Source organism: Nocardia sp. 852002-51101_SCH5132738 (genome assembly GCF_001665695.1).
Classification (GTDB): domain Bacteria; phylum Actinomycetota; class Actinomycetes; order Mycobacteriales; family Mycobacteriaceae; genus Nocardia; species Nocardia nova.
Window position 1 is genome coordinate 1 of record NZ_LZML01000131.1, and the last position, 8,112, is coordinate 8,112.

Here is an 8,112-nt window from a genome sequence, read left to right on the forward strand (position 1 = left end):
TACTACTCTCAACAACCAGCCCAGCAACCCGCCGGGCTGTCATACCGATAAGTCTCCGGACTCACCGGGGCGGTTCACCCCACACACACTCACTCACCCACACATCCTCACCACATATTCCACTCACACACATAACCCCCATTCCCCCATAACCCTCACCCCCACATTCACTCACCACTCGCAGACCTCATGCATCGCGGAAGCCAAGTCGGACTATGGACGGTAACCCGACAGTTATCCAACTGCGCTGGTGGACTTTTCGCGCTGGCCGACTGTGGCGCACCCGGCCGACCTCTGTGTCGATGCACGCTCCGAACCCGCGGCTACGGTGAGGCGACAAAGTCGCTTTTCCGTTGACGAATCTGGAGCGGAGTTGGCCGAGATCCCTGGTTCCGCGGGGCTGGTTCTCGTTGAGGGCGTGCGCCATCTCGACGAGCCGGCGGCGGTGTTCGACGCGATGTTGAAGGGCTGGGCGAACCAACAGAAGTCGCGGATGTTGTCGATATCGACGATCGAGCCGCGCATATCGCTGCTGCGCCGGTTCGCCGAATTCAGCGACTCTTACCCGTGGTCGTGGACGGCTGCCGACGTCGAGGACTTCACCGTGTCGCTGACCAGCGACTCCGGTGGGCGCCTAGCGCCGTCCACGATCCGCGGCTATCACCTGGTCCTGCGCATGTTCTGCGACTACCTGACCGACCCGCGCTATGAGTGGATGCGGCAATGCCGCGACCGGTTCGGGCAGGTGCCCGAGCAGATCTGTCACGAGTGGAACACCGTCGCTCACCTCGTCGACTACGAAGGACGACCCGGCCGGCGACCGTTGTCCTACGACGAATTGCAGTGGCTGTTCGACACTCTCGACGAGCGCGTCGAGCGCATCGCGACCTCCGGCCGCAAGGGCGCCTTGGCCGCCCTGCGGGATGCCCAGATGATCAAAACCTGCTACGCATACGGGCTACGCCGCACCGAGCTCTGCCGATTGGAGCTGGTTGACCTGCACCCGAATCCGCATATGCCGCAATGGGGCACCTACGGATCCGTGCACGTGCGCTACGGCAAGGCCACCCGCGGCAGCACACCACGCCGGCGAACCGTATTGACCGTTCCCGAATTCGATTGGGTAGTCACCGGGATGCGGCAATGGGTCGAGCAGGCCCGCCCGATCCTCAACGCCACCAATCACCCGGCACTCTGGATCACCGAACGCCTCACCCGCGTCGACGGCTCCTTCCTGGAGAAGCGGTTCTCCCGCATCCGCGCCGAGGCCGGACTGGCGCCGGAACTGACACTGCACTGCCTGCGCCACTCCTACGTCACCCACCTGATCGAGTTCGGCTATCCGGAACGGTTCGTCCAGGAACAGGTCGGCCATCACTTCGCATCCACCACCGCGATCTACGCCTCGGTCTCCAACGACTTCAAAAAGCAAACCCTGCGAACAGCGCTGCAACGCGTCTACGCCCCCGCACCCGCCCCAACCACACCTCAGGAGCTCCGGTGAGCAGTCGACGCATGGTGATGAATTGGCATCTGCGCCAGGTGATGGCGACCCGCGGCATCTTCCAGACCAGCGAACTCGTCCCGCTACTGGCCGAGCGCGGAGTGAACCTGAGCCGCCAATACGTCCACAAACTGGTCACCACGCCACCACAGCGCATCAACACCGACCTGCTCGCCGCGCTCTGCGACATCCTGGCCTGCCAACCCAACGACCTGCTCGAACCCGTCCTCGTCCACGCCGAGCAGACCCGCACCGGCACCGACGGACACGGTCTGGAAGGCCTCGGAATCGGCGACCTCCGCCCAATCCGAGCCGTGGTCCGCCGGCCACACGATCCCAACCAACGATGAAGCGCACACCACTACCGACGACCGAATGCGGACACTGCGGCCAGGTCGAACGCTGCAAACGAACCATCCTGGACCAGCCCGTCTGCCCAGCCTGCGAACTGCGGTTCCGCCGCGCTCCCCGCCGCTGCCCGCACTGCGCGCAGCCGAAAGTGCTGGCATTCCACGACAACCAGAATCGACCGGCATGCGCGAGCTGCACCGGCAACGTCCCCATCTACGCCTGTCCTCGCTGCGGCAGTGAAGACAAGCACTACGGCCGCCTCTGCGCAGCCTGCACCCTCCACGACAGGGCCGCCGAACTGCTGGCCGACCTTTCCGGCCACATCCATCCACAACTGCAGCCCGTCTTCGACGCATGGATGACCGCCAAGGACCCACGCTCCACAGTGCAGTGGTTCAACAAGCCCTCCAGCAGCCCGGAAATCCTGCGCGCCATGGCGATCGGGGAACTCCCCATCTCCCACGCAACATTCGACAACCTGCCCAGCACCCGGGCCGTCAACTACATCCGCGACCTGCTCACCGCTACCGGCGTCCTCGAGCCCTACCAGCCACTGATCGCACGAACCACCCACTGGCTCAACGAGATCCTTCAGCTTCTCCCCAAACACCACGCCGACCTCATCCACCGATTCGCCCAATGGCATCTGTTGCGCCGACTCCGTCATCTCGAAGCCCAGGGCAAGGTGACCCGCGGCTCTGTCCAGCACGCCCGCGCCACCATCATCACAGCGATCCGGTTGCTGATCTGGCTCGACGAATACGAGATCGACTTGGCCGACATGACCCAAGACCTTCTCGACGCCTACCTCGCCGAATACCCCGGCCGCGGAAGCACCCTGGCCCGATTCATCGAATGGACCAACAACACCCACCTCACCGACAACCTGCGCATTCCACCACCGCACCGACCAGATCTGCAGGTCCGGCTTTCCGACGACCAACGCTGGGCCTACGTCGAAACCCTCCTCCACGACCACACGATCCGCCGCTACACCCGCATCGCCGGATTGTTCATGCTGCTGTTCGCCCAACCCCTCTCACGCATCTGCCGCATGCGCCACGACCAGATCGCCCTCCAGGCCGACGGCACCGTCACCACCACCTTCGACACCGTCGCCATCGAGATGCCCGAACCGCTCGATCAACTCCTGCGCGACCACCTCACCGACACCGGGCCCGCTTCCTACGCCAACCACGGAATCTGGCTCTTCCCCCGCCGCCTCCCCGGAAAAGCACTGGTCACCGAGAACATCCGCGCCGAGCTCGTCGCCCACGGCATCCGCCCACACCACGCCAGACACGCCGCGCTGTTCCACCTCGCAGCCGACATGCCCACCCCCGTGCTCGCCGAACTCCTCGGAATCGCGCCCATCACCGCCACACGATGGGCAGCACTATCCGCCCGAACCTGGAGCCAATACACCGCCATGCGATACAACAACCAACTCTGACAACACGAACCAGCTGAACTATCAGCATCGAAGCGAAAAGTCCGAGAACCTATACACCCACTCCACCAACATAAGAATTTCCTTACATCGTGGGGAAATGACGCGATTTGATACAAACTACCTCCCTTCCAGCCCTGGAAATTTTGAATGCATTGGGCATGTGATGGATTGGTGACCGCGACGCTCCACAAAATTCTCGCGGGCGACAGCTACCGCTACTACCTTCGCCAGGTCGCCGCCGCCGATTCCACCGACCGCGGCCCCGGAACCCTGTCGGACTACTACTCCGCCCACGGGGAACAACCAGGCCGGTGGTGGGGCAATGGACTTACCGCCCTGAACCTCTCACCCGGCGGCGAAGTCACCGAGGCACAGATGCGCGCGCTGTTCGGGCAGGGCCGCCATCCTGATGCAGAAGGCATCGCCGCACGCGTCATCGCCTCCGAGGCTGCGAAGGGAATCAGCCTCGAAACCGCGAAGGAAATCGCGGAGCGAGCGACACGGTTGGGCAACCCGTATCGGACCTATTCCGGTGGAAACGAGTTCCGGAAACGCTGCGGCGAGGCGTTCGCCGAGCACAATATTGCCGCCGGAGTCGACGCCCGTGCGGCGATTCCCGACGCGGTTCGCGCGCGGATTCGCACCGAGGTGGCGACGGAAATGTTCACCGAACATTACGATCGGGCGCCGTTGGATGATCGTGAGTTGTCCGGGTTCGTCGCCAAGATTTCGCGCCCGAAATCAGCGGCGGTCGCCGGTTTCGACATCACGTTCTCTCCGGTCAAGAGCGTGTCCGCGCTATGGGCCATCGCCCCTATCGAGGTCTCCGAACGCGTCGCCAGCGCCCACGATGCCGCCGTCGACGACGCACTCGGCTGGCTACAATCCCACGGGATCTTCACCCGCGCGGGCCGCAACGGGGTGCGGCAACTCGATGTCGACGGCATCATCGCGGCCCGGTTCGTTCACCGCGAATCGCGATGCGGGGACCCGGATTTGCACACCCACGTCCTGATCGCCAACCGCGTGCGCGGTGCCGATGGGCGGTGGCGCACCCTGGACGCGGCGGTGATCTACCGGCTGAACGTGACCGTCAGCGAGATCTACAACACCCGACTCGAACACCACCTGCGCGCCGACCTCGGTGTCGAATTCGCCGAACGTCCCGGCACCAACCCGAACAAGCGCCCCATCCGCGAAATCGTCGGCATCCCCGCGGTATTGATCCGGTACTGGTCGCGTCGCGACGCTGCCATCCGGACACGGCTGGGCGAGTTGACTGTCGAGTTCCACCAGCAACTCGGGCGCGAGCCCACCCCGACCGAGATGTGGAATCTCGCGCAGGTCGCGACCTTACAGACCCGGCCCGGCAAACACTCGTCGCGGTCGTGGGCCGAGCAACGCCGCGACTGGCGCACCGAAGCCGCCACCGTGCTCGGGAGCCACAACCTCCTCGACCGAGTCGTCGCCACCAGCATCAACCGGGCCACGCCACCCTCGCCGGTGGTCGATGAGCAGCGCATCGCTGATATCGCCCGCCACGTTGTGGAGGTGGTGTCGGCCCAGCGGGCGGTGTGGCAGCACCACCACATCCGCGCCGAAACCGAACGCCGCATCCGAGCGCTCACCGACCGCGACAGCTGGGCGGCCGTCGCCGACGCTGTTGTCGCCGAAGCCCTCTCACCCCGGAATTCCCTCGCGCGCGGGGACCCGGACATCGCTGCCGAACCCGATCTCGCCACGGCTCCTGAGCCGTTCCGGCGCCGCGACGGCGCCAGCGTCTACACCCGCTCCGGCACCCAGACCTACACCTCCGCCCACCAACTCGACATCGAATCCCGCCTCGCAGAGCTGTCGGTGCAGCCCGGTGGACGCACGATCGACGAGCGTTTCGTGACCGCCGCCATCGATGACTACAACACCGATCCCGCGCATCAAGGCAAGAAACTCAACGCCGGCCAGACAGCCATGGTCACCCACTTCGCCACCTCCCTCGCCCGAATCGCGGTCGCCTCCGCACCCGCCGGCACCGGAAAAACCACCGCGATGCGCGTTCTCGTCGACGCCTGGCGCGCCTCCGGCGGTGCCGTGCTGGGCCTGGCCCCCGAGGCCGCACCCGCCGCCATCCTCGCCGAAGCTACCCGGGCCCGCGTCGAAACCGTCGACCGACTACTACATATCCTCAACCAGCACCGACCATCCAACGGGCAGGATCCACGGATCGCGGACCGCGATTTCTCCGCGGCGGTGCCGCGATGGGTGACGCAAATCGACGATCGGACGTTGGTGATCATCGATGAACACATCAAGCTGTCGGATCGAAAACGGCTGCAGCTGTTCGAATTCCTCACCGCCCGCGGTGCCACCGTCCGGTGTGTCGGCGACGACAGACAACTGCCCGCCATCGAGGCCGGCGGCGCCGGAATCGACACCACCCACACCTCCGACGCGATCACTCTCACGCACGTGGTGCGCTTCGCCGATACCGCCGAAGCCACCGCCGGCCTCGCACTCCGCGACGGCGATCCATCAGGGCTCGGCTTCTACCTCGACCATCAGCGCATCCATTCCGGCAGCGCCGCCACCGTCGTCGACAAAGCCTATGCCGCCTGGTTCGCCGACCAGCACGCCGGACGCGACACGATCATGCTCGCCCCAACTCACGACATCGTCACCGATCTCAACGACCGCGCCCGCGCCGACCGCCTCGCCCGCACACCCGAAACCACGTCAGCAACGACATTTTTGGGAGACGGATTGTCCGCGTCTGCGGGTGACATCGTCTGCACCCGCCGCAACAACCGCGGCCTCCCCCTCGGGGAGCACGATTGGGTGCGGAACGGCTACCGGTGGCGTATCGACACCGTTCACCCCGACGGCAGCCTCATCGTCACCCACCTGCGCCCCGGCGGCCAGCCCGGCAACACCACGGTCCTTCCGCGCGAATACGTCGGAGTGCATGTGCGGCTCGGGTATGCGATGACGATCGATTCCGCGCAGGGCACTACCGCCGACACCTGCCACACCGTGCTCACCGGCACCGAATCACGCAATCAGCTCTACGTCGCGATCACCCGCGGCATCCACGCCAACCACCTCTACGTCCCCACCACCATCGACAGCAGCGAACTCTCCTTCTGGACCGAACCCGCCATACTCCCCCGCACCGCCGTCGAAGTCCTGCAACACATTCTCGCGCGCGAGGCCACCCACGCCAGCGCCCACACCTCCCTGCGCGACGCCCTCGACCCCTACCGCCGGCTCGGGCGCGCTGTCGACATCTACCTCGACGCCATCGGCGTCGCCACCGAACACATCCTCGGACCCGACGCCCTCACCCAACTCGACCACGCCGCCGAAACACTGCTTCCCGGACTCACCGACGCACCCGCCTACCCCACGCTGCGCCAGCACCTGGCGATCCTCGCCCTTGCCGGCCACAACCCCGCCACCGCGCTGTATGAGGCGATCGACGAACGCGAACTCGACACCGCGAAAGACACCGCCGCCGTGCTGGACTGGCGCCTCGACACCAGCGGAGCACACTCCACCGGAACCGGACCCCTGCCCTGGCTCCACGGCCTCCCCCATCAGATCACCGACCCCACGATCGCCGCACAACTTCGCGCACGCCAACGCATCGTCGCCGACCTGGCCACCCAGATCACCACCGACGCCCGAGCCTGGACCGCCACCAGCACACCAGTATGGGCGCGCCCCCTACTCGGCAACCGCGAACTGATGGCGGAGCTGGCGGTATGGCGCGCAGCCAACCATGTCCCCGACACCGATTTACGACCCACCGGCCCCACCCGCTTCCCCGCCCGCGAACGCGACCACCAAACACACCTCACCACCCGGGTGACCGACGCGCTCGGGGACCTGCACACCGCCACCCATGCCTGGGAGCCACTGGTCAAACGCCTCGACACCCGCATCACCAGCGACCCCTGGTGGCCCGTCCTCGCCAACTATCTCGACACCGCCGCCGCGGCCGGACTCGACATCGACACCCTGCTCACAGACGCCGCCGCAACCCGTGCACTGCCCGACGACATGCCCGCCGCCGCCCTCTGGTCCCGTCTACGCCTCGACCCCTCAGCGCTCACCACCCGCACCGAACAGCCCCTACGCCCCGCCTGGACATCGCACCTGCACGACATCCTCGGCCACGACCTCGCCGAGCACGTCATCGCCGATCCAACCTGGCCGCGCTTGGTCGCTGCCATCGACACCGCGCCCGCCGACTGGACACCACACGACCTGCTCGCCACCGCCCGCGAACTTCTCCTCACCGCGGCCGAGGACGCGACAACCCTCCCTCGCGCCGATCAACTCGCCACTGCTCTGGCCTGGCGCATCGAAATACTCACCCACCCAGCCCCGGAGCCCGAAAACCTCCACACCACAAATGGAACCGCGACCGCTATGACACAACCGACACCCGAGCCCCGCGACACCGACTCAACCCCGGGCGACGGCGTCGGTCGCTCACCGGCCGACATCGTTCACGCGATCGGCGACCTCGTGTCCTCCGGGAGGATCGACGATGCCCGAAATGCGTTCACCCGCCTCACCGCACACCTCGACTACACCGAACGCGACATCCTCCAACGCGTCATCACCACCCTGACAACCCGCTCCTACCCGATCGCGGCCGCGCGGCTCCGATGGGCTGCCGACCGCTACCGCGAACACCGCGCATTCATTCTCGCCGCAATCCCTGCCACCGACCACGCCCGCGCCCACGGCGCACCCCACATCGAAACCCACCACCACCCCCCACCACCCCCACCCACCCACG

The 8,112-nt window shown here is 66.0% G+C and carries 4 protein-coding genes; all 4 read left to right on the plus strand.

Annotated elements, in window-relative coordinates; translation table 11 throughout:
* Positions 1 to 373: 373 nt before the first annotated feature.
* Positions 374 to 1,504: a tyrosine-type recombinase/integrase gene (locus A5789_RS19080; protein WP_082940812.1), complete on the plus strand. Its 1,131-nt coding sequence runs from the start codon at positions 374 to 376 to the stop codon at positions 1,502 to 1,504.
* Complete coding sequence (locus tag A5789_RS19085) at positions 1,501 to 1,854, plus strand: helix-turn-helix transcriptional regulator (RefSeq protein ID WP_308189474.1); 354 nt, start codon at positions 1,501 to 1,503, stop codon at positions 1,852 to 1,854. Before A5789_RS19080 ends, A5789_RS19085 begins: the two co-directional genes overlap by 4 nt.
* A complete protein-coding gene (locus A5789_RS19090; protein WP_082940813.1) occupies positions 1,851 to 3,308 on the plus strand; it encodes a hypothetical protein in 1,458 nt (485 codons plus the stop codon). The genes A5789_RS19085 and A5789_RS19090 overlap by 4 nt, the downstream gene beginning before the upstream one ends.
* A gap of 171 nt (positions 3,309 to 3,479) precedes the next feature.
* Positions 3,480 to 8,112 (plus strand): MobF family relaxase (gene mobF / locus A5789_RS19095; RefSeq protein WP_064927322.1); only part of this gene is annotated, 4,633 nt, incomplete at its 3' end.